Annotated in this window: 33 protein-coding genes and 1 tRNA gene; 20 read left to right on the forward strand and 14 right to left on the reverse strand. The window is 58.6% G+C overall.

Features of this window, described 5'->3' with window-relative positions; translation table 11 throughout:
* Positions 1-288: 288 nt before the first annotated feature.
* Positions 289-516 (forward strand): hypothetical protein, encoded by a 228-nt coding sequence (locus MPZ60_RS20750; RefSeq protein ID WP_242881986.1) that lies wholly within the window; start codon positions 289-291, stop codon positions 514-516.
* 272 nt (positions 517-788) lie between these two features.
* Here MPZ60_RS20750 and MPZ60_RS20755 read toward each other — a convergent pair whose 3' ends face one another.
* On the reverse strand, positions 789-1,052 hold the full coding sequence (locus tag MPZ60_RS20755) for a YdaS family helix-turn-helix protein (RefSeq protein ID WP_242881985.1): 264 nt from the start codon (positions 1,050-1,052) through the stop codon (positions 789-791).
* Between the two features lie 88 nt (positions 1,053-1,140).
* Between MPZ60_RS20755 and MPZ60_RS20760 the strand changes: the two genes are divergently transcribed.
* The 15 genes from MPZ60_RS20760 (at position 1,141) to MPZ60_RS20830 (ending at position 9,046) form a co-directional block, all read left to right on the forward strand.
* Positions 1,141-1,608 carry a hypothetical protein gene (locus tag MPZ60_RS20760; RefSeq protein WP_242881984.1) on the forward strand — a complete coding sequence of 156 codons (468 nt, stop codon included), beginning with the start codon at positions 1,141-1,143 and terminating at the stop codon, positions 1,606-1,608.
* Positions 1,609-1,733: 125 nt separating this feature from the next.
* Complete coding sequence (locus MPZ60_RS20765; protein WP_242881983.1) at positions 1,734-1,991, forward strand: DUF1664 domain-containing protein; 258 nt, start codon at positions 1,734-1,736, stop codon at positions 1,989-1,991.
* A gap of 148 nt (positions 1,992-2,139) precedes the next feature.
* Complete coding sequence (locus MPZ60_RS20770) at positions 2,140-2,436, forward strand: hypothetical protein (RefSeq protein ID WP_242881982.1); 297 nt, start codon at positions 2,140-2,142, stop codon at positions 2,434-2,436.
* Positions 2,433-3,161 (forward strand): hypothetical protein, encoded by a 729-nt coding sequence (locus tag MPZ60_RS20775; RefSeq protein ID WP_242881981.1) that lies wholly within the window; start codon positions 2,433-2,435, stop codon positions 3,159-3,161. Before MPZ60_RS20770 ends, MPZ60_RS20775 begins: the two co-directional genes overlap by 4 nt.
* Positions 3,162-3,172: 11 nt before the next feature.
* Entirely contained in the window at positions 3,173-3,811 is a 639-nt protein-coding gene (locus MPZ60_RS20780) for a primase-helicase family protein (protein ID WP_242881980.1), read from the forward strand.
* Positions 3,808-3,945, forward strand: a complete 138-nt coding sequence (locus MPZ60_RS20785) for a hypothetical protein (protein WP_242881979.1) — start codon at positions 3,808-3,810, stop codon at positions 3,943-3,945. Before MPZ60_RS20780 ends, MPZ60_RS20785 begins: the two co-directional genes overlap by 4 nt.
* Positions 3,942-4,121: a hypothetical protein gene (locus MPZ60_RS20790; protein ID WP_242881978.1), complete on the forward strand. Its 180-nt coding sequence runs from the start codon at positions 3,942-3,944 to the stop codon at positions 4,119-4,121. Before MPZ60_RS20785 ends, MPZ60_RS20790 begins: the two co-directional genes overlap by 4 nt.
* A complete protein-coding gene (locus tag MPZ60_RS20795) occupies positions 4,121-4,447 on the forward strand; it encodes a hypothetical protein (RefSeq protein ID WP_242881977.1) in 327 nt (108 codons plus the stop codon). The genes MPZ60_RS20790 and MPZ60_RS20795 overlap by 1 nt, the downstream gene beginning before the upstream one ends.
* Positions 4,444-4,731, forward strand: a complete 288-nt coding sequence (locus MPZ60_RS20800; RefSeq protein ID WP_242881976.1) for a hypothetical protein — start codon at positions 4,444-4,446, stop codon at positions 4,729-4,731. The genes MPZ60_RS20795 and MPZ60_RS20800 overlap by 4 nt, the downstream gene beginning before the upstream one ends.
* Positions 4,728-4,949, forward strand: coding sequence for a hypothetical protein (locus MPZ60_RS20805; RefSeq protein ID WP_242881975.1), 222 nt, complete (start codon positions 4,728-4,730; stop codon positions 4,947-4,949). The genes MPZ60_RS20800 and MPZ60_RS20805 overlap by 4 nt, the downstream gene beginning before the upstream one ends.
* A complete protein-coding gene (locus MPZ60_RS20810) occupies positions 4,949-7,120 on the forward strand; it encodes a ParB/RepB/Spo0J family partition protein (protein ID WP_242881974.1) in 2,172 nt (723 codons plus the stop codon). The genes MPZ60_RS20805 and MPZ60_RS20810 overlap by 1 nt, the downstream gene beginning before the upstream one ends.
* Complete coding sequence (locus MPZ60_RS20815; protein ID WP_242881973.1) at positions 7,113-7,367, forward strand: hypothetical protein; 255 nt, start codon at positions 7,113-7,115, stop codon at positions 7,365-7,367. The genes MPZ60_RS20810 and MPZ60_RS20815 overlap by 8 nt, the downstream gene beginning before the upstream one ends.
* Positions 7,364-7,810 (forward strand): hypothetical protein, encoded by a 447-nt coding sequence (locus MPZ60_RS20820; protein WP_242881972.1) that lies wholly within the window; start codon positions 7,364-7,366, stop codon positions 7,808-7,810. The genes MPZ60_RS20815 and MPZ60_RS20820 overlap by 4 nt, the downstream gene beginning before the upstream one ends.
* A gap of 2 nt (positions 7,811-7,812) precedes the next feature.
* A complete protein-coding gene (locus MPZ60_RS20825) occupies positions 7,813-8,685 on the forward strand; it encodes a hypothetical protein (protein ID WP_242881971.1) in 873 nt (290 codons plus the stop codon).
* Positions 8,686-8,890: 205 nt separating this feature from the next.
* Positions 8,891-9,046, forward strand: coding sequence for an ASCH domain-containing protein (locus tag MPZ60_RS20830; protein ID WP_242881970.1), 156 nt, complete (start codon positions 8,891-8,893; stop codon positions 9,044-9,046).
* 1 nt (position 9,047) lies between these two features.
* Here MPZ60_RS20830 and MPZ60_RS20835 read toward each other — a convergent pair.
* A protein-coding gene (locus tag MPZ60_RS20835; RefSeq protein ID WP_228412727.1) for an IS3 family transposase occupies positions 9,048-10,600 on the reverse strand; the annotation gives its coding sequence in 2 pieces (ribosomal slippage) (positions 9,048-10,150 and positions 10,150-10,600; 1,554 coding nt in all).
* 81 nt (positions 10,601-10,681) lie between these two features.
* On the opposite strand from MPZ60_RS20835, the gene MPZ60_RS20840 reads away from it, so the two are divergent.
* Both MPZ60_RS20840 and MPZ60_RS20845 read left to right on the forward strand, forming a co-directional pair.
* Positions 10,682-10,990, forward strand: a complete 309-nt coding sequence (locus MPZ60_RS20840) for a hypothetical protein (RefSeq protein ID WP_242881969.1) — start codon at positions 10,682-10,684, stop codon at positions 10,988-10,990.
* Complete coding sequence (locus MPZ60_RS20845; RefSeq protein ID WP_242881968.1) at positions 10,987-11,220, forward strand: hypothetical protein; 234 nt, start codon at positions 10,987-10,989, stop codon at positions 11,218-11,220. The genes MPZ60_RS20840 and MPZ60_RS20845 overlap by 4 nt, the downstream gene beginning before the upstream one ends.
* Before the next feature lie 32 nt (positions 11,221-11,252).
* Here MPZ60_RS20845 and MPZ60_RS20850 read toward each other — a convergent pair whose 3' ends face one another.
* From MPZ60_RS20850 to MPZ60_RS20860, 3 genes are all read right to left on the reverse strand, one after another.
* Complete coding sequence (locus MPZ60_RS20850; RefSeq protein ID WP_242881967.1) at positions 11,253-11,879, reverse strand: hypothetical protein; 627 nt, start codon at positions 11,877-11,879, stop codon at positions 11,253-11,255.
* 53 nt (positions 11,880-11,932) lie between these two features.
* Positions 11,933-12,673, reverse strand: coding sequence for an abortive infection system antitoxin AbiGi family protein (locus tag MPZ60_RS20855; protein WP_242881966.1), 741 nt, complete (start codon positions 12,671-12,673; stop codon positions 11,933-11,935).
* A gap of 108 nt (positions 12,674-12,781) precedes the next feature.
* Positions 12,782-13,822, reverse strand: a complete 1,041-nt coding sequence (locus MPZ60_RS20860; protein WP_242881965.1) for a site-specific integrase — start codon at positions 13,820-13,822, stop codon at positions 12,782-12,784.
* A 126-nt stretch (positions 13,823-13,948) separates the two neighbouring features.
* Between MPZ60_RS20860 and MPZ60_RS20865 the strand changes: the two genes are divergently transcribed.
* Positions 13,949-14,023, forward strand: a tRNA-Arg gene (locus MPZ60_RS20865).
* A gap of 351 nt (positions 14,024-14,374) precedes the next feature.
* Here the strand turns inward: MPZ60_RS20865 and MPZ60_RS20870 are convergent.
* From MPZ60_RS20870 to MPZ60_RS20885, 4 genes are all read right to left on the reverse strand, one after another.
* Entirely contained in the window at positions 14,375-14,995 is a 621-nt protein-coding gene (locus MPZ60_RS20870; protein ID WP_052057587.1) for a YdeI family protein, read from the reverse strand.
* 153 nt (positions 14,996-15,148) lie between these two features.
* Positions 15,149-16,504 (reverse strand): chromate efflux transporter, encoded by a 1,356-nt coding sequence (gene chrA / locus MPZ60_RS20875; RefSeq protein WP_034353880.1) that lies wholly within the window; start codon positions 16,502-16,504, stop codon positions 15,149-15,151.
* Positions 16,505-16,844: 340 nt separating this feature from the next.
* The gene (locus MPZ60_RS20880) at positions 16,845-18,128 is read right to left on the reverse strand and encodes a hypothetical protein (RefSeq protein WP_034353883.1); all 1,284 of its coding nucleotides are present in this window, start codon (positions 18,126-18,128) and stop codon (positions 16,845-16,847) included.
* Between the two features lie 77 nt (positions 18,129-18,205).
* Positions 18,206-19,204, reverse strand: coding sequence for a tripartite tricarboxylate transporter substrate binding protein (locus MPZ60_RS20885; protein WP_034353886.1), 999 nt, complete (start codon positions 19,202-19,204; stop codon positions 18,206-18,208).
* Between the two features lie 169 nt (positions 19,205-19,373).
* Between MPZ60_RS20885 and MPZ60_RS20890 the strand changes: the two genes are divergently transcribed.
* Positions 19,374-20,264: a LysR family transcriptional regulator gene (locus MPZ60_RS20890; RefSeq protein WP_034353889.1), complete on the forward strand. Its 891-nt coding sequence runs from the start codon at positions 19,374-19,376 to the stop codon at positions 20,262-20,264.
* Positions 20,265-20,413: 149 nt separating this feature from the next.
* On the opposite strand, the gene MPZ60_RS20895 is transcribed toward MPZ60_RS20890, so the two are convergent.
* The 5 genes from MPZ60_RS20895 to MPZ60_RS20915 form a co-directional block, all read right to left on the reverse strand.
* Positions 20,414-20,719: an MliC family protein gene (locus MPZ60_RS20895; protein ID WP_034353892.1), complete on the reverse strand. Its 306-nt coding sequence runs from the start codon at positions 20,717-20,719 to the stop codon at positions 20,414-20,416.
* 188 nt (positions 20,720-20,907) lie between these two features.
* Entirely contained in the window at positions 20,908-22,377 is a 1,470-nt protein-coding gene (locus MPZ60_RS20900) for a GGDEF domain-containing protein (protein WP_034354000.1), read from the reverse strand.
* Positions 22,378-22,497: 120 nt separating this feature from the next.
* A complete protein-coding gene (locus MPZ60_RS20905) occupies positions 22,498-23,520 on the reverse strand; it encodes a sensor domain-containing diguanylate cyclase (protein WP_034353895.1) in 1,023 nt (340 codons plus the stop codon).
* Between the two features lie 156 nt (positions 23,521-23,676).
* Positions 23,677-25,044, reverse strand: a complete 1,368-nt coding sequence (locus MPZ60_RS20910) for an ATP-binding protein (protein ID WP_034353899.1) — start codon at positions 25,042-25,044, stop codon at positions 23,677-23,679.
* On the reverse strand, positions 25,041-25,700 hold the full coding sequence (locus MPZ60_RS20915) for a response regulator transcription factor (protein ID WP_034353903.1): 660 nt from the start codon (positions 25,698-25,700) through the stop codon (positions 25,041-25,043). The genes MPZ60_RS20910 and MPZ60_RS20915 overlap by 4 nt, the downstream gene beginning before the upstream one ends.
* Between the last annotated feature and the right edge of the window lie 117 nt (positions 25,701-25,817).

Genomic DNA, 25,817 nt, shown 5'->3' on the forward strand with positions numbered 1-25,817 from the left:
TGCAAGCCGAACACGACGCAAAAAGGCATAGCAGAACCTTGATTTGCGTCACGAAAAATGGGACACGAAATTCGTGCTCTATAGGCAAAGGGTTCCGACACGTTCCGATTTTTTCGGAACGCGTCGGAATGACTTTCCGTTGCAGCGGGGCAAAACTTCGCCCCATGCACACCAACCCGAGAGATCCACGCAAAAAAGCCGCCACCAGGCACTGCTGCCTGGTGACGGACAATGCCCTCGGGGGCACTACGCCCCGAGGTACCCACGAAATCAAAACAGGAGGAACCCTTGAGCAACGAAACCCAAATGCCCATGAACGCCGAATCAATGAACGCCATCGTCAACGCCCTCGGCGCCCTGGTGTTCGCAACCGTTCGACAACTGCCCGAAGACAAGCAAGCAGCCTTTGCCAGCGACCTGGCGCGCCTGGCGAAGCTGGAAGAGAAACGCGGCGACCTGGCGACCGAGACACTGCTGCTCGATCTGCACAGGGCGGCAATGGCTGCCGCGAGCTGATTCCAGGCGCGCCCACAACAAAACGCCTGGACAGGCTCCAGGCGGCAAAGCGATCTTCTAGGCCGTCATGCATTGGCGGTCTCCACTTGAAGCCGGTTCATTGCGGGCTCTCGCCCAGGATCTGGCGACGCAGCTTCAGTGCACTGACCTTTAGCTCCGCGCCAGAAAGGAGCGTCCCGCCCACCACAAACCCCTTGTTTCGTCGCCACAAAGCGAATGAATCGCTCGCGTCTGCTTGTTGGGGAGTGGGTATAGATGCGGGATTTGACGACTTAGACATCAGCGACCTCCGTGGTGGTGGTGAGTTGGGCAGCCCGCAGCTCGGGCCAGATCTCCATCCAGTCATCGGGACGCAGATCCTTGCGCGTCACCGCACCTGCGGAGTGAGCTTCGGCAAGTGCACAGACCTTCTCGCGAAGCAACCCGCCCACGGAACAAACCTTGCGCATGTACCCCACAGTTGTTCCGCATCGCTCTGCGAAATCGGCCTGCTCCTGCTTGGTCAAGCCATTGAGGTAGATGGTGAGTTGCTTCATAAGCCCCAATATTACCATTTAGTAATTCAAAGTAAATACTTTTTGGTGTTTTACTTAAAGGTAATCCCTCAAGAGAATCGAGGGCGATATGAGTGACACCGAAGACCCAGTCGTCGCAAACAGACGCAGCCGGCTCAAGCTTTGGATCGACACGAACTGTGGCGGCTCCCAAAAGCTTTTCATCGCCTCTACAAACGATGGCGAAAAGCAAATAAATCAAGGGGAACTATCAGGTTTGCTACGTAGCAAGTCCTTTGGTGAGAAGCGCGCCCGAGCGCTTGAGCGTCAAGCACGCATGCCCTCTGGGTACTTAGATGCCAACGAATCCAGCCCTGTCAACCAACTACCCCACATCGACTCAGAAATACCACCTTCGAATCGAAGTGCTTGGCCTTTTAAAAGAGTCCCCCCCGAGAGACTTTCTGAGCTCAAACGCAACCTTGGTGAGCAGAGATTTATCGAGGCAATTGCGGATATGGAAGAGCAACTGGAATCGACCATCATCAAGTGGGAGCGCCGAGTGGCGACCACAGTCGATAAAAGTGCAGCCGCTTAGGACGGCTCGCATCTACCAATTTCCTCCGCGAATACAGCTTTGATGGATTCGCCTCACACAAACAAATGCGCTTTCTATAAGTCACCCCTGTTCGTTAGACATCCATAAATTGGAGGATGGATCAAATGCTTGAAGTGGAAAATTTGCTGCAACAACTGCTGGACAAGATGGACGAGATGAACTCTACGCTGCATGAGATCTCGGGAAAGCTCGACAACGTGGATGGCGTCTATGGGCTAGATGACATCCATGACAAGCTCGGTGACTCCGTTGATGAAATTATTGGACAGCGCCGCTACAACTTGACAGATGTTCACAGCGAACTGGCCAACATCTCGTCTGAAATTTCAAATGTGAACACGACATTGCTGGTGAAAGATTGAAGCGCTCAAGCCTCACAGTGTGTTGACTGCTAGTGCATAGATTGGGCTCAAAACACTATCGCTGCACATTAAATTACCATTTGGTATTGCAAAACTAATTACCAATTAGTAATATGCCTCCCAACCCATTCCGGGTTGCGGAGGTTTTATGTTTTTAGATCCATTGATAGCGCAGCTGGAGGCGCTACAACAGGCCGAGCGGTTCGCCGCTGGCTTTGAAGACGATGCAACCCAGCAGCCCGCGGTCACCGATCTGCTGGTCAAGCTGCGTACCCAGATCCAGGTCACGCTGATTGCGATCGACACGCTGCGCGTGCAGATGGCGTGCCGCGTCGCCAACAGCAACTTCGACAGCTGGGCAACCAACAAGCTCTTTCACGTTGCGCCCGGCCAGCCCGAAGCCGACGCTGCAAACAAGCCCCAAGAGCCGGGGGGGCAGCCATGAGCAGCACCCCGCTAACCGTTCAGGTCGATACAGCTGCGCTCGACAAGACGCTCGAAGAGACCCTGCACAACCTGGCCCAGGCCGCACAGCATCGTGCAGCGCGCCAACTGACCCTGCGCTTCTACGAGTGGCAGTGCGGCCACCACGGCACGCGCCCGCAGGACATCCCTGTCTCCAGCCCCGAGCAGGCAACCGCCATCCTGATTGCAATGAGCCACTGCATCAACCAGCCGGGCCATTTCCGCGCCTGGCTGATGGATGGCAAGTACGCCGTTGACACCTACGTCACCGACGACTATGTCTCAGTGCCAACGGCTCATAGCGTCAGCTTTCCCGCCTGGTCTGAGCTGAACTACTACGACGAGCGCCCCCTTTTGATCTACGGCACTGCCGATCAGATTGCGGAACTGCGCCACCCCGACAACGCCGAGGCCGTGGCTTGCATTTGGTTCTACGAATCGCTGCTCTCTTGGGACGGGACGACGTTCCTGGACCACGACGTCGCCACCACCACGCTCACCCTGGCCGAGCTGGAAAACATCACCCGACCACACGAGTGGTACGAGCCAGGCAAGCAAAGCCTGTTCTCCCTGCCTCCCATCTTCATGACCGCCGAATCCGCCCTTGAAGACGTGCGCCAGGAGCGCGCCAGCATCGCCGCCTGCAGCGACGTACAGACGCCTGTACCCGCGACCGATCCCACCCTCCCCACCACAGCCGATTAAGCGAGGCCTGCATGACTACAACCACTCATACCCCGCATGAAAGCGCCGTCATGGGGCTGATCCGCCATTTAGCCAATAACGATGAAGCCAAGGTGCAGCAACTACTGGCCTGGATGGCAGTGCCGGTCCAAAAACCCGGCCACAAATTGCCGCAAGGCCTGCTGCTGGCAGGGCACCAGATGGGCGGCAACTGGCTGCTGGCAACAATTCTTTCGGAGATCTACAGCGACAGCGGCTTGTGGATGTACGCAGAGAACTTGAGCGCCAAATTCACATTTTTGCGCCCCGAAACCCGCTTGCTTTGCGTCAGTCACGCCGGGTTCGACCTGTTTCGCGGCAGCCGATCCAATCCGCCCACAGCTGAAAAGCTCAAAACCCTGATCACCAGCCAATCGGTTCAACTGAACCCCAGGCACCAAGAGCCACAAACCATCCCAAACCACCTGAATGTCGTGTTTCTCACAGGTGCCGCAAACCCCTTTAACGAGTCCGACCGCCGCTGGTTCGTCATCGAGCCCAAGCACGACCTGCAGCTAAGCCAGCAAGACGATTACCTGCTGAGCTACTCCAACCGCCTGGAGCGCACCCTGGCTCTGAAAAACCTGCTCATGCGCCACAGCATCAGCAGCACCGCTCTGGAGGCCGTATGACTCAGCTCTACAAGGTCATACGCCCTGGCGCTCGCCCCTATTACGGCGAGTACACCTCGGCCTGCGTGGCCATCCTGCTGGCCCAGTGCCTCTTTGGCATCCACAGCGCCCAAGCAAAGCCAGTGCAGCCATGAACAGCCGCCCCACCCTCCATATCCCACGCCATGACCCCGCGCATGCGCAGGAGCTGCGCCGGCAGCGCCGCGTGCTGGCGGGCATGGCCGTTGCCCTGGCGGCGGTCATGGCGCTGACCGTGTCTGCCCCGTTCTGGGCCTCGCTGTACCTGTGCGTTCGCTGGGGGTGCCAGTAATGGACCAGACCACCGACAGCAGCATGCAACTGCGCATCAAGGGCACCGTGACGGACTGCGTCTGCCGCACAACGACCAGCGGCCACGCTCAGCTCGAGATCAAGCTGGCAGCACCAGGCCAGCAGCTGGTGCGCGCCATCCACACCTACCCCAACAAGAGCCAGGCCAGCCTTCACGCGGCCAGCAGCCTGGCGCGCCAGCTCAAGGGCAAGCAGGCCGAGCTGTACGCCACAGAACCCCGCTTTGCACGCCAGCGCCTGGACTGCATTGCCCAACACATCGCCTTTGAACCCTCTACGCCCTCGCGCAAGGACATCGACTCATGACCCGCTTTGACCTCGACCCCATCGACCTGCAAGCCCAATTCGGCGCGAGCCAGCGCAGCCGCCACTCGCTGGCTCACCCCGTGCCTACGGCCAAGGCCTTGAACATGCGCCGCCAGGACGAGCGCCTGCAGGTCGCCACCTCCCGAATCAGCAACGGCACCACCCGAGAGCCTTATCGCGGCGGCGAGCTGATGGCAAGCCCCCGTGCCGGCGCAATGGACGCCCAAAAGCTCCCCAGCGTGCTGATGGGCGAACGCACCTACCCCAAGGCCACACAGCCATGACCACCGCCTGCAAGAACTGCAGCCAATGGCAACCGGACAGCAGCGCTGCACGCATGGTGCAGCACGGCTTTGCCAACTGCAGCCGCCAGCGCCTGGCCTGGCGCTATGTCAGCGCCGACAGCAGCTGCAGCCGCTTTGATGCCCTGCCCGCCGACCAGGTCGAGGCCCGCCGCAAAGCCGCAACGGAAGCCGTGCGCGCACTCAAGGAGAAAAAGTAATGGCTACCAAAGACCCCCTGCTCGACCGCCTGGTCACCATCAACGACGACGCCACCACCGGCAAGGGCAGGCCACATCCCCAGGCGGGCCTGCAAGCCAAGGTGATCGGCAAGACCCCCAACGGTCGCCAGTACCAGCTCGACTGCGAAGGCACGCTGATCAATCTGCCGATGGCCGACTTCAGCCTGGTCAAAGCCGGCAGCGCCGAGCCTCTGGCTGAATCCGATGCCCCGTCCGAGCAGCCATGCGCTGAGCTGCACAAGTTCGTCCCCAGCCGCACAAACCGAACAGTGGCGGAAGACGACGAGCTGCACGCGCTGGCCGCGACCATCAAGGCCTACGGGATACTGCAGCCCATCATCGTGCGCAAGCTGCCAGCAGAGCGCCTGCAGGACACCTTCGAGAATCCCGAGACGCGCAAGGCGGCATTCGAGATCATCGCCGGCGAACGCCGCTTTGTGGCCGCTCGCGTTGCCGGCCTGCGCTCGGTGCCCTATCTGCTGGTAGAGGCCGACAATCAGCTGGCCCTGCAGATGCAGCTGATTGAAAACCTGCACCGCCAGAACCTCAACCCGATCGAGGAGGCCCGACAGCTGCAGATGCTGATCGAGGACTTCCAGCTCACCCGCGAGGACGCCGCAGACGCAGTCCGCAAGAGCCGCACCCATGTCTATGAGACCCTGCGCCTGCTGTCGCTGCCTCACACGGCGATGCAGGCACTCAAGGATGGCCGTCTGCCGCGCAGCCACGCGCTGCTGGTGCTGCAGCGCCCCACAGTCGCCATGCAGGAGGAGTTTGCCGAGCGCGTCCTAACTGGTGGCCCCGACGGCGGCACCATGAGCCTGCGCAGCGCCCAGGATCTTGCTCGCCGCAACTACATGACAGAGCTGGACAAGGCTCCGTTTGACCTGGCAGACGCCCTGCTCTGCCCCAAGGCCGGCGCATGCAACAAATGCCCCAAGCGCACCGGCGCAACGCCCGACCTGTGGGACAAGCAAGTCCCCGACTCCTGCACAGACACTGCCTGCTTTGCCGACAAGAAAGAAGCCCAGCTCGCCCGAGTGAAAGCCGAGGCAGTGCAAGCCGGTCGCCAGATCATCAGCGGCAAGGCTGCGCGCGACATCATGCCGACCGAGACCGGCACCATGCGCGGCTATATCGCCCTGGACAAGGCCAGCCAGGGCAGCAAGGCCGAAATGCGCCAGGTGCTGGGCCAGGAGGTTCCCGCCAGCCGCATCGTGCTGATCGAGACGCCCAGCGGCGGCTTTACCGAGGCCGTGCCCGTGCATGCCGCAAGCGCAGCAGTGCAGGCCCAGTCAGCTACCGCCAAACCAGAGAAGACAGCCAAGAAAGACAAGGCCCCTCCAGCAGTTGAACCATCACGGGCCGAGCTGGAGGCCGAGTACTCCAGCCGCTGGCGCGAGGAAGCGGTCGCCTCCACGATCGACGGCCTGTACTGCTGCAAACCCGACTCACTGAGTTACATCCCCAGCCACGCAGCGCTGCACATCCTCAAGAAACTGGCCGCAGGCGTTTCGCGGGAGTGCCTGTTGATGATCTTTCACATCCCCCCGAATTCCACCCGGGCCGATGACGAACTTCAAGAAGCTATCGAGAGCGCCGCAGAGCAAGATTTGCCAGAACTGATCAGCTACATGCTGCAGCTGGCCTGCACGGCAGACCTTAAGGAAGATCCTGCACGCCCGGGCGATGCCCCGATCATCGAGGAACTGCGTGACCTGTCCGGCTGCGACATCGAAGCCATCCAGGCCGAAGTGCAGGACGAGATGAAGTCCGAAGCCGCAAAGCGCGCGGGCAAGCCGGCCAGCAAGCCCACCGGCAGCAAGGGCGCAGCCAAGGTCAAGCAGCAGGAAGCCAGCGCGGCTATTGCAAAGGCCATGCAGGCTGCGGATGCGGCGATCGCAACCACTGAATTCGAGCCAGGTCAGACCGTCCGTATCAAGGTCGACCTGCGCGGCCCTGAAAAGGCCTTGCTGCCCACGCGCCAGCGCCTGGCTGTCATCAAGCAAAAGATGGGCGACCGCGCATTCCTGATCGAGCTGCCGGCAGACCCCCAAGCGCAGACCACCGACATGACCGAGCGCTGGGTCATCAGCGCCGACTACACCGAGCTGCAGGCCGTAGAGCAAGCGGAGGCCCAGCATGCCTAAAGTCATCACCAGCTGCTTTATCCGCTCCTACTACGAGCAGGGCGTGCTGTACCACTGGGAAGTACTGCTCAACCCCGAACAAATCCGCCCCGGCCTGCTGGCTTGCGACGAGATCGCAATCTTCCACGAAGAGCACCAGGCGCGTGACTTCGTACGCGACCTCAAAGCCGAGAAGCCCGAACTGGTAGAGCTGGCCCTCGTGCCTAGCAACTGCCCTCATGCAACGAATCTGGAAACGCAGCAATGACCTCCTTAGCAACTCCACTCACCGGCAAAGAGCGCATTGCCCTCGCCTACCAGCACCGCGTCTGTGCGAACTGGATTATCGACCTTGCCTGTTGCGCCCTCACGGGAGTTAACTCCTTCGGCGAAGCCACAGACCTAATCGATCACATCCTCGGTGCCTACGGCGAAACGCATCCCAGTCTTGCGCCACTGGTCGAAGCACTGGCTTCCCTTGACAGAACCAGCCGATATGACAACGGCGACTGCCTTGCCACGCTGCGCGAGCACGGCTTCAACGGCTACGCCGTCGAATTTCACACCCCTGCAGAGCTTCAAGACGACACGGACCCTGTCTTTGATTACTGCGTGCGGGAGTGGATCTACGCAGAGACCATGGAGCAGGCCTGGGCCATCGCCATCGACTGGGCCAAGCAAGAGCAGCAACGCATTGCAGAGGAGGCGTGAGCATGTCCGATAACAAAATCCTTCCCCAATGCGACTGCATCAATGATTGTGGTGACGACGACAACGTGGCTAAAGGCCTTCGCCAGCGCTGCAGCCGTTATGACGAGATCCAGGCCGAAAACCTCGACAACCAAGCCTTGCGACTGCTCTCAAACGCCATGAGAAGCAAGCTGGCCGCTTCGCGGCGCAAGGGCCGCAGTGGCTGGAATGACAAGACTCAATGCACCGCAGAGCACCTGTCGCAGCTGCTGCGCGAGCATGTAGAAAAAGGCGATCCTGTGGATGTCGCCAACTTCTGCGCTTTCCTTTCTGCACGCGGCGAAGGCATTGCGCCCCGAGCAGCCCCCACTACCACAGCAGCTCCTGGCGAATGGCAGGAACTTGCGGCGCGCGTGATGGATGCTCTGGCTAATGCACAAGATCGCACCAACGCTGCGTACCCAGAGCATGTGAAGTGCTACCCAAGCTGGGAGAGCGCGCCCAGGTATTTGCGCTGGCTTGCAGAAATGTTTCGCACCGGCAAACCCATTGGGAACGGAGCCGGTCAGCCTGACGTCCTCGCCGCGCTTTGCGCCACCCAGGCAACAGCCGCGCCAGCAGTGTCTAGCGAACTGATCGATGCAGTGGACGCCTGGTTCGCGCAAAACACCGGACTCGGCGGATGCTCTGATAAAGATGTAGCGGAGCTTGCCGCAATCTTTGCAGCAGACGCAAGTGATGCTGCGCGTTATCGCTGGCTGCGCGACATAAGCGTCCCACCTCATAACTTCTACCTTAGCGTTCCCGACGAGTTCAAGGACGCACGGTACACGCCACGCGAGGTCGATGCCGCCATTGACGCCGCCATAACCGCCCAGCGGGGAGACGCAGCATGAGCGCACAAAAGCATTCCCACGGCTGCTGCGCAGACAAAGCGTGCAGCGAAAAGACCTGCATGGAGTTACCCGAAGGCAAGACTTGCGGCCACTGCGTGCATGAGCGCAGGTGCTGCACGATCTTTGGGCACACGCCCTCCGACACCTATTGCGACTGGTTCCCCAGGCGTTTCGCAGAAAAGCCAGCGCAAGCAAAGGAGAAGCAATGATCCCCGCACTGAGCATTCGCCAGCCCTGGGCCTGGCTCATCGTCAACGGCCACAAGGACATTGAAAACCGCGACTGGCCCACCAATTTTCGTGGCCGTCTGCTGATTCACGCCGGCCTCACCACGGCGTCTGTCAATGTAGTTGGAACATGAGTCATGCTGCTTCTAGTTCACTATGCACATGGATAACGGTCGTTTCCTTCTCTGGATTCAGCCAAACGCTGCCTACGGGTTGCCAGTTTCGAGTATTGCCCGACCAGCGTGCAGGATGCTGAGCGCGAGCGATCTGATAAAGGGCATGGCGCCGGGCAAGAATGGCGTGATCCTGGCCGGCGTGGCGCTGAGCGGGCGTGACGTAACGGATCTCGCTATGGCGATGCTGTTCGTTGTACCAATACACGAATTGCCCCACCCACTTGCGGGCGTCGGTCAGGTCGGCAAAGCCAGCCACAGGGAAGGCGGGATGGTATTTGCAGGTACGGAACAAGGATTCAGAGTAGGCGTTATCGTTCGAGACGCGGGCACGGCTGTGCGACGGTGTGACGCCGAGTTCTTCAAGCTTGGCATGGATGGTCGAACCCTTCATCGCCGAGCCGTTATCGCCGTGCAGGACCAGCGGCCGGTGACCACATTGCTCACGCAGTACCGCTCGTTGAACGACCTGCGCGCTGTTGGCCATGTTCTCGGCTTCAAAGACTTCGTGGCCCACGATCTTGCGGCTGTAGATGTCGACGATCAGGTACAGATAAAAGAACTGGCCGCGAACCCGGGTCGGCAGATAAGTCACATCCCAGCTCCACACGGCGTTGGCGTGGTCGGCACGATGGCGCCGTGGCGGGCCCTTGCGCTGGGGCGCGGCTTGGCGACCACGACGGCGCTGTTCTCCCGCCGCATGCAGGATGCGATAGAAGGTCGACTCCGAGGCAAGATACCGTTGCTCATCATCCAGCAGCCGCGCAACAATCTGCGCCGGAGGCAAGCTGGCAAACTGCGGTCGGTGGCAGACATCCAGCACCGCCTGGCGTTCTTTGTGCGTCAGGGCATGAGCCGGCCTTGGCCGTGTCGCGTGAGGCCGCTGGTCTTCACCACCTGCCGACCAACGCCGGTAGGTGTTCTGCCCGATTCCCAGCTCGCCACAGGCATGACGCAGGCGCGCACCGGCCGCTCTGGCTTGGTTGACCAACTCTACAATCCGACGGCGATCTGTGGCATTGGTCATTTTTCCTCGTCCCCCCAGATCGCCTGGACTTTTTTTCGCAGCGCCAGCAATGCTGCCGTTTCAGCCAAGGCGGCGTCCTTGCGACGCAACTCCCGCTCTAGCTCCCGTATGCGTTTGCGCTCGGCCTTGGTCGCTTCTGATTGCCGTGCGGCGGCTTGGTCAGACCGATCATTGGCCTGTTCACAACTGGCGCGCCAGCGACGAATCTGCTCAGGATATAGACCACGGCGACGGCAGTACTCGGACAGCTCTTCTTCGGTCAACGCAGCGGTTTCCAGTACCGCATTGAACTTCTGCGCCGAGGTCCAGCCTTCCGTGGTGGGGGAGGCGTTTGGAAGCAATCGGCCCGTGCTACGGGCTTGCTTTCGCCAGTTGTATATCGTGGCAGCTGAGATACCTTCCTCGCCAGCCAGATCATTGACGGTACGGTTATACGGCGCTTCCAGCTTGGCCAAGATGGCTTCGCGCCGCTCGGGGGAATACTTCATGGGAACCTTCTCTCTGCCCCAGGTTGGATATTCAAACTCTAACATCTGTAGAGGTTCCAACTATTCTGACAGCGGGGGACCATGACCCGGAAGTATTACGACCAGGTCGTGCAGGAGCTGGACGGCATGGGCCTGCTGCCCGCCGATCTCCCGGCCTACGAGGATCTGCATCGCGGCGGCTTTGTCGGCTGGACGCATGTGGTCGGCTGCGTGCAAGAGTCCAGCTCGAAGTGGAAGCAGGAAGGCACATGGGGCTTTGTGCTTCGCAACAGCTCCTCGATCGACTTCCTACCCTGGAAAGGTCAGCTCAACTTCTTCAACGTCCCCGAGAGCGCGATCGCAAGGGCCGAGATCTATCAAGAAGAACAAAAGGAAAGGGCCACATCATGAGCAGCCTGGTCACGCAAATGATCGTCTCCGAGAAATACGGCCTGCGCCTCAACACGGCGCAGATTGCAGAAGTCATGGGCATCACCAAGGCCGCAGTACACAACAAGGTCAGCGATGGAACCATGCCCATCAAGACCTATGTGGACTCCGGCAAACGCTGGGCGGACTATCGCGATGTGGCCGAGTACATCGACGGGTGCAGAGAGCGGGCGGCCCTTACCAGCGCATGAGCAAAGCCCCGCAGCTCACTGCTGCGGGGCCGCTACAGGGCAGCGACCAACGCCAAGTTCCGTTTCTCTTGGTCAGCTCTCAATGCATCAATCCTATCGATCACCTCCTGCATTGCAGCCTCGCGATTCCATTCCCCCTCCGCCGGCAGCTCTATGGGCATACCGGCATGCTCACGCAGCCTTTTCGCTATTGCTGAAACATGCAGCCCCAGTTCCGCATAGTCGCGCCTTCGGGCCCAAAAGTATTCCGTGTAGTCAGGTGGGAAGTCAAACTCAGCGATACCTGACAGCCGACTCTGAAGGCGTTCACGCCGGTCAGGAATCTGCAGAATCTCGTACATCAAGTCTTTAGGCAAGACCTTCCACTCGACATCGATTTCGAGCGGTGAAAACTCCGGTGGTGTCACAGTTGCTTGATGAGATCCATTCTCCCCAGCCGGTCTGCCTTCTGAAGTGCCGTCATCCATTGCGACACTGCAACACCCGCTCGCAAAGCGATCCAGGTGCGACACGACAAGGATCGCGAGGTAAGTGCTGTCTCGGTCGTCTTTTTTATGGTCCTTCCACCACTCTTTGATGGCGACGAACGCATTACCCAATAGCACGCCGGTGATGCCAGCACCGGCACTAATGATTGCTCCAATGTGTGCATCATTCATACATCGCTTTCATCAAAGTACTACGACTCGACCTTCGCACCACGGGTGTCAATTCATAAATCGGCTTGAATGCTCTCAAGCGATGTGACTCTAGACATAAGAACTCTGGTATCGGCACGGGGATGTTTGTCCATAGCCTCCGAGTTGATGAAGTTAATCAAGTCTGGAATGTCTGAATCGTTGCTAACGAAGATGTACTTCACGTCCTTCGGTGTGAACATCAATCGGCAGTGATCGCTTGTTCTTTGGTTATGCCCCGCCAAACGATCGGGATCTTCAAAGACTGCCGCATTCAAGTAAGCCTGAATTTCCGCTGATTTGGGAACATGCCGCCATTCGGACTCCAGGTAAAAATCCTTTTCTGCCGGCTTTCCCTCAACCACCATGATGCCTCTTGAAGGCTTGACGTGCGAATACAGATAGCGAAGAGAGTCCTTTGCCATCGCCTTGTCTTCACGACCGAGTTTGTTGATATGCCCGTTCATTGCACGCAGCTCTGTACTGACCGGATTGGGACCGGCAACATACAGCACAGGATTGAGTGAGTTGGCATCCGCCCATTCGCGCGTCATACCCAGACCATATTGCCCATAGAAGTTCACATGGTCCGAGATGCGGGACAGGGGGATGTCGCAGAAGCAAACCATCGGAAAAGCGATCGTCGGTGCATCTTCCTGGCCGACCCATCTCGTGTCTTCAACACAGTATCGAGGCCAGAAACCACCAGCAAGGATGTACTTCAGTGTCTCGCGGTTTTTGGTGAAATGGAAAAGAGTACTAGATCGCGGAGTCATCTTGCTTTCTCGGGTTGAACCTGTTTTACCGACATTGCTCGCCTCTGGGCTCAATAGATCTGAGCATGTACAAATTTGTTACGAGCACTATATCTGCTCGCAACTTATTCACCGCTTGCTCGCCGGACCCTCATGCAAATCTTCAGGTCTCAGATTCGTGTAACGCTTCAAGTTTTCCCACTTCTTGTGGCCGGTGACCAGGGCCACCTCAGGGATCTGATAACCGGCCTCAAACAGTAAACTGGTACTCTCGTGCCGCATGTCGTGCAGCTTCAAGTTATCTATCCCCAGTTCCTTGCAGGCCTCCCGAAAATACTTGCTGACTGTCTGAGGATGGAGCGGGAAGATTCGGCCCAGCACATCATCACGCGGCTGTGCCTGGACGATCTCCCAAGCCCTGCCGAGTAGCGGCACCCACATGTCGTTGCCCTGCTTCTTGCGCGGATCTTTGCGATTGCGCACCAACACCATGCGCTTGGCTTCATCCAGCTCGCAAAACAACAGCTTGCAGACCTCGCCGCGGCGCATGGCCGAGTAGGAGGCGAACTCGACAAAGTCCGCATAGCCCTGCCCCCTGCGCTTGACCAGGTACGCAAGAATCTCGTCCAACTCCTCGGCTTCAGGTCGACGATCACGCACACCACCTGGTGATATCAGTTTGAGGTGATTGAGCAATGGCCGGGCCTCGGCCACGATGTTGGGGATCTTGACCTTGAGATACGGGCCTGCATATCGCATCACCGTGCTCAGCTTGGTGAGATCCATGCTGATGGTGTATCCACCAGCCCCCTCTTCGGCGCGCATCTGGCAGAAGCCGACCAGGATCTGCGGCGTCAACGTCATCGCATCGAGCGTGCCCAGCTCGCGCTTGAGTCTCAGCAACGTGTAGTACTCATTGGATGTGTCTCGCACCGATCGACCGGAGGCTTCCCGCATCGACACATACGCGTCGATCACAGTGCTGATCAGGAGCTTTTTCCCGAGCACGTTCTCGATGCGCGGAGCCATGCCTTCATCAATGTCGGATTCAATGCGGCGCGCCCAATTCTCGGCCTGCGCCTTGGTCCCGAACGTCTTGCAATATGATGGGAACCCTCTGCGACGGATCAGTGCCCGCCACCTGTCACCGATCTTTGTGATGCTTGCCACCGCTGTATCTCCGCTAGAAGTGATACACCGTATCACGCCGTATCACTGACTAAATGAGACAGGATGATATTGGATTAGCAGCACAGAGGGAAAGCCAGGAAAAATCGCGGATACAATCTCTAGTCACTCCCTGTAGTTCAATGGATAGAACGGTCGCCTCCTAAGCGACAGATACAGGTTCGATTCCTGTCGGGGGGACCAAATTCAAGGCCGCGAAGGTGCATAACCTTCCGGCCTTTTTCTTTTTCTCCTCTGTAGACCTCAATTTGAAGTGCATCGGAGTCCGTAGAAGTGTGCCGCAATCCGGGGGCATCAGGGGGCACATTTGGGGGCACATTTTTAAAAATTGGGGGCACATTTCAGATGCCCCCAGTTTTGCCTCCTGGCTTCATCTCCCCCTCGCCACCCAGCCCTTGCCCTCATCGACGTGAATATCGACCAGCCCTTCTCTGGCGCTGGTATATGAGTCATGCTTTTCGCCGCAGGCAACCAGACAGCAACAGGAGCGCGGGCCGCTCAATGCAAAATGCCCAACGCATGCGTACTTCGCAATCAAGCCTTGGCACGCGGCTTGAAGAGATGGATGGTTTCGCCACGGGCAAGCATCTCCACCAGCTGAGCGATGCGTCTGGCGCGCGTCTCGGCTCTCGCGGCAGTCTGGATACGCCACAGTATCGCGTAGCGATTAGAGGCATTGATGCTTGCAAAGAAGGCCTTGGCGGCCGGCTCGGCATTCAGCGCAGCCTGCAGATCCTCGGGCACCGTGGACGTACGCGCACCGTCGTAGGCCCGCGCCCAGCGCCCGTCAGCCTTGGCTGCCTCTATCTGAGCCTGACCCGGGGCCTGCATGCGGCCCGCTTCAATGAGTGCCTGTACCTTGTTGACATTGATTCTCGACCAGACACTTCGCGCGCGCCTCGGCGTGAAGCGCTGGAGATAGTGTTGATCGTCAAGACTTTTCTTCTGTCCATCGATCCAGCCCCAACACAGCGCAATCTCCACCGCTTCGGGGTAGGTGACACTGGGCTCGTTGGAGCCTCGCTTGGCGATCTTTAGCCAGAGACCTTCGGAAGTAGCGTGATTCTTCTTCAGCCAGGCCTCGAAGGCTTTGGCGCTCTTGAACAGGGTTGGTGCAAGTTCAGGCGGGATGATGGATTTGACAGTAGGCATCATCTGGACCTATGCGGCATTAACATCAGCGCGATTCGTGGCATAGAGGCAGGAACCTGGTTGATGGTGGGGTAAGACAAGTTTAACCAGCGCTCCCAGCCTATGGCAGTCGCAAAATGCCCCACGACTCGCCCCCCAGACCAGGGGCTTGAGCGATCACAACAACTGCGCAAGCAATCCTGTCAGCCCTGCCGCCACAATGACGTAGATGACATTGATCTTGAAGCGGAGCAACGCGATGCCTGCTGCCAGACCAATGGCAATCGACGGCCACTCTATGTGTCCTGCGAAGCCTTGGGGCCAAACTACGTGGTAGGCAAAGAAGACCGCCAGATTCAGAATGACACCCACGACCGCAGCGGTGATTCCGACCAATGGCGCAGTGAATTTCAGATTGCCGTGGGTGGACTCGATAAAGGGACCACCCAGGAAAATGAAAAAGAACGACGGCAGAAAAGTGAAGAAGGTCACGATCACTGCAGCGACGACTCCAGCGAGCAGCAGCGAATCCACACCGAAGATCGCTTTTGTCCAGCCGCCCACAAAAGCCACAAAGGACACCACCATGATGAGAGGGCCCGGAGTAGTCTCCCCCAACGCCAGGCCATCGATCATTTGTGTTGCAGTCAACCAATGAAAGTTCTCCACCGCGCCTTGGTAAACATAGGGAAGCACCGCATATGCGCCCCCAAAAGTCATCAGCGCAGCCTTGGTAAAGAACCATCCCATTTGTACCAGCGGTGATTCCAGACCAAACGCCGTGGCGAGCACGCCCATTGCGCTGCCCCACAGCGTCAGGCAGACCAGCGACACCCTCCAGAATCCTCGCCAGGAAAATTGTGCATGCGGCGGAGTTGGAGTGTCGTCATCGATCAATGCGGCCCCGACTGGCTGACGCGCATCGCTTTTTTCATGGCTGGAGCCACCAAAGACCTCAGGTCGCAATTTGCCACCGATGAAACCGATGGCTGCAGCCGCAATGACGATAAGCGGAAACGGAACATTGAGCGCGAAAATGGCGACAAACGCAGCAGCCGCAATGCCCCAATGCCAGCTGCTCTTGAGCGACCTGGAGCCCACTCGGTAGGCTGCCTGTGCCACAAGCGCTGTCACAGCGGGCTTGATGCCATAGAAAATGCCCGCAATGACCGGCATGTCCCCGTGGGCCATATACAGCCAGGCCAGAGCAATGATGATGAACAGCGATGGCAGGACAAAAAGAACCCCTGCCAAAATGCCACCCCATGTCCGGTGCAGCAGCCATCCCAGATACGTTGCAAGCTGTTGAGCCTCGGGCCCCGGCAGCAACATGCAGTAGTTAAGGGCGTGGAGAAATCGCTTCTCGGAAATCCATCGACGGCGGTCTACCAGCTCCTCATGCATGAGTGCTATTTGACCTGCGGGGCCGCCAAAGCTGATGAATCCAAGCTTCAACCAGAAACGCAGCGCTTCTGAAAGCGAAAGAGAGGCTGGCGCAACCGGATCGGTGGGCCTGGGCAAAGCGGTGTCCATAAAAGCTCCATAGGGAATATCCAGCTCTTGGACGAGACACCGTCTACCCTTGCGGGACGGGAGGCTGCTTTCCCGATGCAGGAATTCTAGCCCAGTCGCCTGAGCTCTCATGCACGCCGAAGACAAAGTCTGCAGCTACCGAGAGCAGCGCCAGCACATGGAGCAGAGCCGTACTTGCTGTGCGCCACAAGGACAGGCATCTCAGCCCTCAACGCCCAGAGCTCCTTCGCGGCAGCTCACTCGCGCAGACGAAGACATCGAGCTCCGGAATTTTCCCTCTTGAAGCACACCGCAGCTCGGATCACCAGAACCATCATCACCGATAGCGCTGCTTTCAATATCAGGCCGCCTCCACGATCGACGAGACATCCAGCACATACATCTGGCGCTGGCTCTCATGCACCGAGTCAATGCACACCTGCTTGCCATCACGACTCCAACGTGGATGCAGGTCACAGCGGTTTTCCTTGCTCAGCTCCGGAGTGGCATAGAAACTGCCCAGATTGCGACGCTCGCCGGTCTGCATGTCGAAAAGGAACAGAAAGCGCTCGTGTGTCCTGTCATCTGGATAGGTGTCACTCAGCATCCAGCGGGTACTCACCGGCGAGAACGTCATATGGCCGTTTTCCACCAGCACATCGCGACCAATCACTTTCACCTCTCCTCCTTCAACATCGTGATAGAGGTGGTAGTGAATCTCGCCGGCATGTGGCCCCCAGACAATGATGTGCTCGTTGTCCTGCCACAAGGGATGAGAGATCTGGTGCTCCGACTTTTCATAGTCAAACGTGCCTGCGGCACTGGGGTCGAAGTCGTCAGCCAGCTGCGGCAGCGGATGATCGGAGCACTCCAGCAAGCGCATGTCCGAACCGTCCGGGTTCATGGTGATCAGGCGATGCAGGAAGCAGGTCTCATCCTTCACACGTTCTGTCCATCGATGCAAAAACAGGATGCGTGAAGAAGCCGGGTTGATCTCGATATGACTGACCCAGTGGATGGCCTTGTCCATCGACGACACATGATGGAATGCCTTGAGTTGCTCATAGCTGACCAGCAACCGGGAATCACCTGTCGCCAGCTCCATGCACCAGATGCCGTCATCTGCGGGCGCCAGAGGCAATTCATAAGGCTGTCCCGGCTCGCTGTAACCAATGGTCTCGTGCGTGATGTACAGGCGCCGGTAGTTGACCGACAGCGCCCAGGCACTGCTGGGTGCAACCACATACACGGGCATGGGCAGAACTCGGCGCTCTTGCGTATCCACATCCACCACTACGGCGCCAAAGCCCGGGTAACGGGCTGACATATCGCCCGTGCGATCGTTATAGATCAGCTTGCGACCCGGTGCGCCATCTAACCACTGCAGCTGGCTGCCCATCTGGAAGTTCCAGGCACCGGTCTCGCCCACTGCGTGAAAGCGGTCACCGTCCTGAGTGTCGAAATAGCCAATCGTGGCCTTGACCTCTGGCGTCAGGTAAATGTCCATCCAGGGCGTTTGCTGGGCTGCCAGCAGGCGATTGCCTTTGTCCCAGTTGGACTTGTTGTAGTAGCCGAAGAAATGATGAAGGCTGCCGTCACCCACGCGTCGGCAGGGAGCAAAAGAAGAATGAGAAGAGGTCGTCATTGGATATCAAGCAGTAGCGTCGCAGCGACTGGCTGCGACTCGAAAGCGATGTAGGGCATGAAGAAGCCCGGCTCTGGTTAATTCGCCGTAATCTTTCCGGCAGCGATCACCTGGTCCCAACGCTGCTTTTCCTTGGCCACAAAGCTTTGCGCTTCTGCCAGGGTATTGGCCACGGCACTCATCCCTTGATCCTGCAGCCCCTTGCGGAACTCGGGTGTATTGACCACCTTGCGGATGTCTTCACTGAGCTTGTGCACGAGGGCCTGAGGCACCTTGGAGGACACGGCAACCGTGGTCCATGATGTGGCTACATAGTCCTTCATTCCTGCCTCACCGGTCGTCTGCACATCCGGCAGCGCCGCCAGGCGCTCATTGCCGGTCACCGCCAGCGCCTTGAGCTTGCCGCCCTTGACATGAGCCAGCACTGTCGGAGGGTTCTCGAACATCAGCTGAATCTGGCCACCGAGCAAATCATTGAGCGCTGCCGAGCTTCCACGATAGGGAACATGAACAATGGGAGCGCCGGACTGGAGCTTGTACAGCTCTCCCATCATGTGAACCGACGAGCCCACGCCAGCAGAGCCAAAATTGATGCTGCCTGGATCCTTCTTGGCCAGCTCGGTCAGCTCCTGCAGATTCTTGACCGGCAGGTTGGGGGTTGCAACCACGACATGAGGCATCTCCGCCAGCACGGTGACAACGCGCAACTCCTTGGCAGGGTCGTAAGGCAGTTTCTTGTAAACCCCGTAAGCAGCATGCAATCCGATGGATCCCACCATCAGCGTGTAGCCGTCCGCCGGCTGATCGGACACGTATTTCCCACCCAGATGGCCGCCTGCACCTGGCTTGTTCTCAACCACCACGGCTTGATTCCACATACGGCCGAGCCTGTCGGCAAGCATACGGGCCTGCACGTCCGAGCTGCCACCCGCAGTGAACGGCACGATGATGCGAATTTGACGAGCAGGATTGGGATATGCGGAGCTGCCTTCAGCCCAGGCCGAGCCGACGCTCGCCAACGTTGCGGCAGCCAGCACTCCCAGACACAGAGAGCGACGAGCGCTAATGCAAACCATCTAATGACTCCTTGGATTGATTGATGCGCCCTCAACTCCTGAAAACGCATGCACTTATTCGTATGGAAGTCAGTGTAGAAAGCCTAACCTACTCGGAAAAATTCATTTTTCAAACTCATCTATACGTGGTTGGTATACCCTTCATCCTCAGCATCAAACCGGTTGCGCCATGCCACGCCCTTTGAGTTTTAAAGAAATTGAAGCATTTCGTGCCGTGATGCAAACCGGCACCACGACCGCCGCTGCGCAGCTGCTGCACACCACGCAGCCGTCCATCAGCCGTCTGCTGGCTCAGATGCAGACCGGCGCGGACCTGAAGCTGTTTGATATGCATAAAGGGCGGCTGCGCCCGACTGCAGAGGCACGGGAGCTCTTTTCGACGGTGCAGCAACATTTCGTAGGTCTGGACCGCATTGAGCGCGATCTTCAGGGGCTGCGGCAGTTCGGTGCAGGCACTCTGCGCATAGGCTGCACCCCGGCACTGGGACTGTCCATCGTTCCCGCGGCCCTGCACAATTTTCTGCTGCACTACCCGGGTACACACATCAGCCTGCAGACGCTAGGTACTACACATCTTCGGGAAGGACTGCTGCACGGCCAGTTTGACCTGGTCGTCAGTACCATGGCCATTGGCTCCCCTGAACTCAACGCAAGCGTTCTGCATCAGACCCAGGCCGTCTGCGTCATGCATCCAGGCCATCCGCTGGCACAGCACAGCAGCCTGCATGTCCAGGACCTGGAAAACCAGCTGCTGCTGACCTTGAATTCCGACGACAACATCTACCTGCAGCTGCAGCGAACCATGCTCGAGCATGATGTCCGCCCCAGCTCAACTGTCGAAACCACCTACTCCTCCACCATCTGCTGCCTTGCCGCGCAAGGTACAGGCTTGGGCGTAGTGAACCCCTACGTGGCGGCAACATTTGCGTCAAGCCTCTGCATCAAACCGTTCCTGCCCGAGTGCTCAGTAGAGGTGGTGCTGGCACTGCCCAGTCATTCGGCACCTTCGGAACGCACGCAATGCTTTGTCGAGGAGCTGCAAAAACAGCTGGCAACATAAGCAGCCCAGCCCTGCAGCAAAGGCTAGCCACTCAAGAAAATTCCAGCGTCAGATGACGGCGAACGCCAAATGCGTCTCAAGGGTCTGCGCCCGCAACCGAGTACATGTGCATGGATGGGGTGGAATTCCGGCGATAGTCAGAGGGCCTCTTACCGGGCCTTGCATTGAATCGGCACCATGCGGCCGACCTCGACCGTCAGATCCAGTCCTTTTCCTCGGATGGTATTGGGCCCGTTGCTGTAAACAAATCCGGAGCCGCTTGGCTGCTGTGGAAGCTCTATGCCTTGACCGCCGCGCATCAAGACTGCTTTGCTGTTGGCAGGCGAGAAACGCACCGAAATGGATTCTCCGTTTGCACAGGTGAATGCAACTTCACGGTCTGCGTCTTGAGACGGCGCAGAACTGCAGGCACTGACGGCGATTGCGGCGAACATGGCAAGCCCGATGACTTTCATAGACTTCTCCCGTGATATTTCAAGGCAAGACTCAAGCAGTCATGAAGAACTCTTGTGTCTGGTGGCACTTCCAACACTTGGCAGATCACCTTTGTCTCGACAGGCTGGGAGATCCCAACCTGCTACAAGCTCCTGCCAACGAGTCAGACCGCAACGCGAAGTGGAGCTTGATTGACGCATATCTGAGCTCAGGCTGAACTCACACGCCTGTCGCGCTCCTTGTCCCGGTAAAGGCGTGCTTTTTCAGCATACATGGCCTTGTCCGCCCCTTGAACAATGCTTTCTATCGGCGTGCCTTCCAGGCCACAGGCATGGCCCATGGAAACCTGGATGCTGTGACCCGGATAGAACTGATTGTTCAACTCCAGCAAGGACAAGATGCGCTCCTGCAATGCCACGGCACCACGTTCATCAGTTCCCGGCAATAGCACGACAAACTCATCACCACCAATGCGGGCGGCGCAGGCCGGCGCATCCACTGCCTTGGAGAGAACTTCGCCCATACGCCTGAGCATGGCATCGCCTGCAGTATGCCCATGCTCGTCGTTGACGACCTTGAGTCCATTCATATCTATGGCAAGCATGGACAAGGGCCAGGGCCCTTTGCGCGACAGCCTGTTGAGCTCTTCGGTATAGAAAGCGCGGTTGCGCAACTGGGTCAACACATCATGCTTGCCCAGATATTCAAGATAAGCCTCAGCCTTCTTGCGAGCGGTGATATCCACGAGTGACAGCAGAACCAAACCCCACTTCTCCGCGTGGCTGCTCATGATGGCGAACTCCATATGAATATGGAGCACATCGCCAGCCAGCCCGTAGTTCACCACTTCCCGCTGCTGCACCAGCTTCCCCTCCCAAAGGTCTATCAGCTGCTCGGCAAACGAATCGTACATTTCGCCCCTGAAAACCTTGGACAGATTCTGCAGCAGTTGCTGCTTGCTCTCGGCACCGAGCATTTGCAGCGTCTGGCGATTGACATCGAGCACCTGGATTTCCTGCATGCAGCGGGTCACGAATTCCGGATGCACTTTCAGAAAAGTCCGGAAATCGGTGATTCCGCGCGCTCGCACATCGTCCATCAGGCGCTTGACCACGCTGAAGTCCTCAACCCACAGCGACACCGGGGAGTACTCGAACAGGTCTCTGGCGTATTGCTCGCTGCGCTGCAGCTTCACCGTGCTCTGCACCTCCGCCGTCACATCCTCCAGAGAGACCAGCACCCGGCTCCAGCTTTGCTCGTAGCCCGGCAGTACACGCGCCCTCACCTGCACATCGAGCCGCCGTCCATCCAGGGCATAGTTGACCGAACGGGTCTCGAAACTGAGCACCCCCTCCCAGAGAGCGACCAGTTCATTCATGATGCTGTCGAGCATGTCGCCGCGAAAGACCTCGCTAAGCCGGCTCTTCAGGGTTTCCTCATCTTCGGCCTTGAACAGGTCCAGCGTGTACTGATTGACCCGCAGCACCTTGTAGGACTGACTGCAAAGCCTGAGCCGTTCCGGATCCTCTTTGAGAAAGCTGAGCAGATCGCTCACCCCCTGCGCCCGCCATTGATCGAAAATCTGTTTCAGGCCGCTGTAATCCTCCATCCAGAGCGATACCGGTGCCAGGTTGAACATATCCTCGAAGTCCAGACCTTCTGCGAGCGAATTTTTCACAAACGATACCTCCGCCAACGATTATTACCGAGACTTCAAGCCTGCACTCAGCCCTCTTTTGCAAGAGTCGAGCAACTATCTCGCCGCAATGAAAAAGACTCCCTGCGGAGTCTTTTCAGGTCAGATCACCTCAGGCAGTCTCTGCCTTGCGGCTTTCACCTTGTACATTGCGGCATCGGCTTTCTGCAAAGCATCATCCACATCGGTGTCATCGGGCATCAAGCAGACCATTCCCACGCTGGCTCCTGCGTACTCGATCTCACGCCCGTCGGCCAATTGCAAACGGGCAACAGAGGCTTTGCTCAATCGCAGCTGCATCTCCCTGATCACGGCCTCAGCGTCTTCATCCAGCAAAGGCCCGGCACCGACCATGACGAATTCATCGCCACCGAAACGAGCCAGCATGTCACTGCTGCGCAGTCCTGATCGCAGTTGTTCGGCCATGGCACGCAGCAATGCATCCCCTGCCTCATGACCGAACTGGTCATTGATCTGCTTGAAGCGGTCAAGATCCACAAAGCCCACCAGCACCCATTCACGGGTGCGGCGGCAATGAGCAATGAGTCGGTTGAGTTCCTCGGTCACGCAGCGGCGATTGGGCAATCCAGTCAGGGAATCGAGCATGGCCAACGAGGCCAGCTCCTCGTTGGCATGCTGCAGCGATCTCACCAGTTGCTCGCGCTCGGCAAAGCCTGCAATGATCTTGGCAAACAGGCGCAGCAGATCCTCGGCCTCCGCTGCCAGCGCGACTGAATGGTCGCTGGCTGCACACAAAGTGCCGAACAGCGCACCATTGGAAAAACGCACGGGCGTGCTCACATAAGTCTGGATACCCAGTTGACGCGCTGCATCCGAGTCGCCCCAGCACTCGCCAACGTTGTCAGTAAAGGTACGCCCTTCGTCGAGCGACCGTTTGCACAAGGTGTCGTGCCAGGGCACCTCCAGCCCTTCGGGGATCTTCATCTCTCCCGTATTGAGGGAATACAGAACATTCTGAATACCGCGCACCTCATCCACGGTGGTGAGATAGGCCGACTCCAGATCAGTCACTTCCACCATGATTTCCAGAAGAGGTCGCGTGAAGCTGGGCAGATTCTGAGATGCGGAGACGGTCTGGGAAAGGCGTTGAATAATTGATGGCATGGTGCAATTTGGGGGTACGGCCGCACGACCAGTGCGGCAGCTCAAGCAAAGCCTAAAGCCTAGGCATCATCACTTTCATTCGACTGAGACTATCGTTCAATCATGCAATGAAAGCCAGATCCCAACGTCTGTATTTTCAAGCAATCGATTGTCAGACTAGGACTGAGGCCACAGGACCCTGACACGCAGACCGCCCAGTTGCGGCGACTCGTCAAGCCACAGCTGGGCACCGCTGCTTTGCGCAATGCTTTGCGCAATGGCCAGCCCCAGGCCACTGCCGCCGGCCATGCCACCAGCCCCATGACCGCGAACAAAGCGCTGCAGGACGCGTTGGCGCTCGGCCGGTGCAATGCCTGGACCCGAATCCTCCACCACCAGTGCACGTCCGTGCTCGTCCTGCAACCAGCCCACATCAACTCGCCCCCCGGCGGGCACGTATTTGATGGCGTTGTCCAACAGATTGCGCAGCAACACCGCCAGCGCCTCGGCGTCTGCGGCCACGCTGAATGCGGACTGCTGCGGCGGGTCTTCACTAAGACCCATGTCCAGCCCCTTGGCCTGGGCAGCAGGCGCGGCATCAGCCAGAGCCTGCTCGACCAGCACGCGCAAGTCAGCCAGCCGCGCATTTTCAGTCTGCGGGCTGGCTTCCTGCCTGGCCAATGCAAGCAACTGCTCCACCAGTCGCCCGGCGCGCTCGATTCCTTGCGCCAGACGGGCCTGCGCTGACTCGCGCTCGGAGCTGTCCGTCGCTTTGCGCAGCAGTTGCAATTGCAGCTGCAACGCGGCCAGCGGCGAGCGCAGCTCATGCGCAGCATCTGCCACGAAATTCTGCTGTGCCTCAAAAGCCTGCCGTACGCGCTGCAGCAGGCTGTTGAGCTCCTCTACCAGCGGGCGCATCTCATCCGGCAGATCATGCTCCGCAACGGGTGCCAGATCCTGAGGCTGACGCATGGCCAGCTCCCTGCGCACCCGCTGCACGGGAGTCAGTGAATGGCGAATCACCCACCACACGGCCAGCGCCAGCAGCGGCAACAGCAGCACCACAGGCAGCAAGCTGCGCCAGGCGGCTTCACGCGCGAGGATCTGACGCACGCGCATGTCCTGAGCAATCTGAATCACCTGAGAGCGTGTCTGCAGTGAAAACACACGGTAGATCGTGCCACGCGCAGGCACATCGGCAAAGCCCAGCACTGCCATCTGGGGCAAGGCATCACCCAGAGCCGACTCGAAAATTCTCAGTCCCTCATTGGTCCAGACCTGGACGATGAACTCGTTGTTTTCATCTTCGGGAGGCGTTCCCTGCGGTCTGCCTTTGGCATCGACCGGCAGACCCGCCCGCAGTGCAAACGCCGTCTGCTGCATCTGGTAGTCGAACAGGGTATCTGTCTGCGCCAGTGCATTGCGATAGGCAAACACCCCTTGCAGCACGGCCACCAGCAAAATCGCCATGCCGATAAAAAGCAACAGACGCCCGCCCAGCGAGCCGGGCAGCTTCAACTGCTGCAATGCTTGGTTTTCGCTCATGGCCTGGGCACCATGTAACCAAGACCGCGCACATTGAGCACTGCGGCAGCGCCGAGCTTTTTACGCAACCCGTGGATATAGACCTCCACCGCATTGCTGCTGACCTCGTCGCCCCAGCCATAGAGTTTGTCTTCGATTTGCTGACGTGACAGCGTGGCCCCCGGCCTTGCCAGCAATGCCTGCAGCACCGCCCATTCACGACCAGACAGAGTGACCGGCTGGCCATTCACGCTGGCCTCGCGAGTATTGGGGTTGAGCATGATTCCCTCATGCTCGTACACCGCATCCAGATGCCCTGCCGCACGCCGCGTTAGCGCGCGAATGCGGGCCAGCAGCTCATCCATGTCATAGGGTTTGATGACATAGTCATCGGCCCCGGCGTCCAGCCCCGCAATGCGGTCACGCACGGCATCCCTGGCGGTCGCCACCAGCACCGGCGTGGCATCCTTGCGCGCACGCAACTGGCGCAGCACCTGCAAGCCATCAAGCTTGGGCAAGCCCAAGTCGAGCAGCACCAGATCGTACTGGTGGCCATGCAAGGCTGTATCGGCCTGGGCGCCATCCTGAACCCAGTCCACCACATAGCCTTCACCGCGCAGCAGCGCCAGCACGGCCTGGCCGATCATGGAGTCATCTTCAACGAGCAGTAAACGCATGGAGCAAGGATAGCGCCGCTACAGCGGGAATGCCCAGCACCAGAAACAAAGGATGCATCGCACGCAGCCTGCATGCCCGCAAGGCGGCAAGCGAGGCAGCTCCACCCCAAGCGGGCA

Source organism: Comamonas sp. 7D-2, assembly GCF_022749555.1.
Classification (GTDB): Bacteria; Pseudomonadota; Gammaproteobacteria; order Burkholderiales; family Burkholderiaceae_C; genus Comamonas; species Comamonas thiooxydans.